This window comes from Protofrankia sp. Cr2 (assembly GCF_963555885.1).
In the GTDB taxonomy this organism is placed as follows: domain Bacteria; phylum Actinomycetota; class Actinomycetes; order Frankiales; family Frankiaceae; genus Protofrankia.
Genome location: NZ_CAUVXG010000118.1, coordinates 1 through 2925, shown reverse-complemented (window position 1 = coordinate 2925; position 2925 = coordinate 1). Strand labels below are relative to the sequence as shown.

The following is a 2925-nucleotide window of genomic DNA, read 5'->3' as shown; positions in this document are numbered from 1 at the left end:
GGTGGGCGCCGCCCCGTAGTAGGCGTCCAGCTCGACCATGAGACCCGCCAGGTCTTCGGCGTCCTCATTGGCCGCGCGATGTACCGAGATCGTCACCCGCCAGAGTCTAGGCCCCGTCTCCGACACTTCCGGCGGGCAGTTCCAACAGATCGCGCAAGGCCCGGACGTCCGGGAGGGTGCGGCCGCGTGGACCGAGGCTGCGGGTCAGCTGCCGCGCCCGGCCGAGGATGAGGCCGTCGCGATGGTCATTGGGAAGCGCGAGGATGGCGGCCACGGCGTGGGCGGCTCCGGCTGGGATGTCTCCGGCGTGAAGGAGACAGTCGGCCTGGTCGAGCTGGATCAAGGTGCGGTCGAGGTAGTCGCTTGCGGGGTACAGCGCCAGAGCGCGGCCTTGGGCCTCGGCGGCGCGCGTGGTGTCGCCCAGGTGGGTGTAGGCGTTACCCGCGTGGAAGCGCAGTTGCGCCTCGTTGTAACCAAAAGCCGAGGCGGTGATGTCGTCAGGGCCGAGGGCGGCAAGGCCGGTTTCGGCGCGTACCAGGGCGGCTCCGGCTTCTGCTTCCTGTCCGAGGACGGCGTAGGCCCGTGCTTCGGCGGCAGCGGCTAGGACAGCGCCAACACAAGGGGTGCGCCCGGCAAGGGCCTGTGCTTCGGCCGCGATGGCAGCCGCCCGTCCGGGGTCGCCGGTGTAAAAGGCGGTGTAGGCGTCCTGGGCGCGTACCCAGGACGAGATGGCGGGATCGGCGGTTTCGGCGGCCGCGAGACGGGCGGTACGCCCCCAGTCGCGGGCTGCGCTGCGGTGGCCCAATTTGATGAGGGTCAGCGAGATGAGTCCGGCGAGCTGGGCCGTCACGCGGGTGAGGCGGCGGGTCGCGGTGGCGGGCTGCCGCCGGGACAGCACCTGCATGACATCCGCGAAGTCCGAGGCCAGATCGACGAGGTGCAGGATCGGTGGGAGGTACCGGGTAGCGCGGCCATGGACATACACGGTGTGCTCCCAATCATCGAGAGCCGCGCCTGAAAGCGCGCCGCTGGTGAGGTTGTCGATGGCGCTTTGGCGCAGATGGTCCAAGCTGTCGAGCGGATCAGACCGCGGGGCCGGTTCGGCCGGGACAACCTTCGTGAGGCCGGACGGGGGCGGGCCAGAGCTGCCGGGGAGCTTGAACCACAACAATTCTTCCGGGATACACAAGGCCCGTGCCCAACGGATGAGCTTGGAGAGGTCATGGATGTGCGGGCCGGTCTCGATGCGGCTCGTCTGGGCTTGGGAGAGGTTCATCCACCCGGCGACGATCCCTTGCGACAGGGGCGGCTGATGGAAGGGGTGGAGCCGGTAGGCGGCGATGACCTGGCCCATATGGCGGGCGGCCAGCGCGTCGGCCAGCTGCGGCGAGGCGGTCCAGAACTCCGGCGGGACGGTCGGCGCACCGAGGACGCGGTCGTAGGCCCGGCGCAGGCAAGGGGTACACATGTCGCTGTCGTTGTCCCGCGCGATGCGGGCGCCGCACCGGCAGTAGCGGCGGACTGCCTCGCGTTCGTCCATATCAATGCCCCGATTCTCCAACGCCTGGCGGCCGTACCGGACATGCCCGGGAGTTTATGCGTGAGGGTATGCGGGTGCGATACCGGACCGGGTGGTATGCGCCGGACGTATAGGCGTTATGCGGGGCTGGGCTTTCGGCGGGCACGGGCGGCCCGTGACGGTTGCGGACGGTAGAGACCGGCCCGGGGCGCGTGTCCGGGCCAGGCCATATGACTGCATATCCGAAAAGGAGGCGACACCATGCGCCCCACGTTTGGCTACATCTCGGTGGAAGATGACAACGAGGCGGAGATCGAGCGGCTGCACGAGGACCTTACGGCGTTTGCCGTTGCTGAAGGATTGCGGCTTGAGGAGATTTTCGTCGACCGCAATATCCGCCCGACGCGGCTGGTGCGGCCGGGGCTGGACATGGTGCTCTCTCATGTCCGGCAGACGGGAGCCGTGGTGTTGGTACCGAGCGAGATGCACATGTCGACGTGGAGCGTGGTACGGGAGGCGATTGTGGCCGAGGTTAAGAGCCTGGGCGGGGCGGTGATGGTGGCGGGTTCTGCCGGTTCGTCCCTCCACGCTGGGGGTTGACGCAGTAGGTGATCTAGGAGAGCCGTGACACTATTTACCTATGTAGCGACGCTATCCGAAAAGGTGAACCGCGCCGATTAATGCACTACCGTCGATGTTCCAAGCGCTCATAGTCGATAAAGTATGAAACCACAGTCAGGATGAGGGCAAGGGTAAGCCACGAGACACTGGCAGCTAGGTCAAAGTGCCAATAACGATAGGCGCAGAACCAAAGGGCTACGAGAAGGAATCCGGTAGCTAGACGCCTAAGCCATGCTTTCGGTTGCGTCGATACAAGATCTGCGCGTCGCTGGGCTAGGCTGCGCGTTCGAAAAATCGAAATAGCAGGTGAACCGGCGTTTACCATCACCGCCGTTAGAACACCGAGACCTACAACCAAGATGGCGTGCATTACGTTTGGTATACCGAACCCAGAAGCGACGACTGCACTCCAGCTAACCGCCCAGGTCGTAACGAATAGGGCGCGCCATATGAGCTGCCAGGTGGTGAGACGGCTAGAAGAAGAATTTGATGCAGAAGTGGAAACGCCAGGCATTTGCATTCTATTCTATCCTATTATTCCAACTTTGTGCTACAGCTGGAAGGTCGGGCTAAGAGCGACCGGCAATAGGCGTCACTTGAGACGTCGGGTGGTGGGTCGGCTGTCCCAGCGGTAGAGCGTCCGGGCATGCCGAATCAGTGCACGGACGGTGACGAAGGCTGCGGTCAAGTAGAGATAAAAATCGACGATCGCGCCGTTCTTGTCGGTGCAACGGCGGAGCTTGCCGTAGCCGTTCATCCACGCATGGGTCCGTTCCCCGACCCAG

Annotated in this window: 2 protein-coding genes and 1 pseudogene; 1 reads left to right on the top strand and 2 read right to left on the bottom strand. The window is 64.8% G+C overall.

Annotated elements, in window-relative coordinates; all coding sequences use genetic code 11:
* Window positions 1-106: 106 nt before the first annotated feature.
* On the bottom strand, window positions 107-1540 hold the full coding sequence (locus tag U9978_RS23885; protein WP_322763396.1) for a hypothetical protein: 1434 nt from the start codon (window positions 1538-1540) through the stop codon (window positions 107-109).
* Between the two features lie 240 nt (window positions 1541-1780).
* Between U9978_RS23885 and U9978_RS23880 the strand changes: the two genes are divergently transcribed.
* The gene (locus U9978_RS23880) at window positions 1781-2119 is read left to right on the top strand and encodes a recombinase family protein (protein WP_322763395.1); all 339 of its coding nucleotides are present in this window, start codon (window positions 1781-1783) and stop codon (window positions 2117-2119) included.
* Window positions 2120-2732: 613 nt separating this feature from the next.
* Here the strand turns inward: U9978_RS23880 and U9978_RS23875 are convergent.
* Window positions 2733-2925: pseudogene (locus U9978_RS23875) on the bottom strand (IS5/IS1182 family transposase); the annotation flags it as partial.